The sequence below is a fragment of the Sulfitobacter sp. HI0129 genome (genome assembly GCF_001635395.1).
In the GTDB taxonomy this organism is placed as follows: Bacteria; Pseudomonadota; Alphaproteobacteria; order Rhodobacterales; family Rhodobacteraceae; genus Sulfitobacter.
Genome location: NZ_LWGH01000010.1, coordinates 1 through 537 on the forward strand (window position 1 = coordinate 1; position 537 = coordinate 537).

Consider the following 537-nt stretch of genomic DNA (forward strand, 5'->3'; position numbering starts at 1 on the left):
CCACCGCGAGCTTCAGGGCCTCGAGCGCCGTTTTCATCGGAGCGGAGCGCGCAATCGACGAGGCCACGAAGACCGACAGGCAGACCGGCGGCGTCAGGAAGGACAGCGTGCCGAAGTAGAAGATGAACATATGCGCGCCCATCTTGTTGATGCCGAGCTGTTCGAAGGCCGGGCCGATCAGGATCACGAGGATGATATAGGTCGCCGTCACCGGCACCCCCATCCCGAGGATGATGCAGCCGATGGCCGAGAAGATCAGGAGCAGCCAGATGCTGCCGCCCGAGGCCGCGATGAGGTTCTGCGACAGGCTCGACCCAAGGCCGGTCAGGCCGAGGCAGCCCACGACGATCCCGGCAATGGCGCACATGATCGCGATGAACACCGTGGCTTCGCCCGCTTCCACGAAGGTGCGGACATAGGCGCGCGCCGGGCGGCGCATGCTGGGCAGGACCAGCGACATCAGGATCGTGGCGAAGCTGGCCGCGAAGGCCGAGGCCGCCGGGTTCCAGTTCCAGCCAAAGAGCGTCCAGAGCAGGA

The 537-nt window shown here is 65.7% G+C and carries 1 protein-coding gene; it reads right to left on the reverse strand.

Going from position 1 to position 537, the window contains the following annotated elements; all coding sequences use genetic code 11:
- Window positions 1–537 (reverse strand): TRAP transporter large permease subunit (locus A3764_RS00180; RefSeq protein ID WP_161487470.1); only part of this gene is annotated, 537 nt, incomplete at both ends.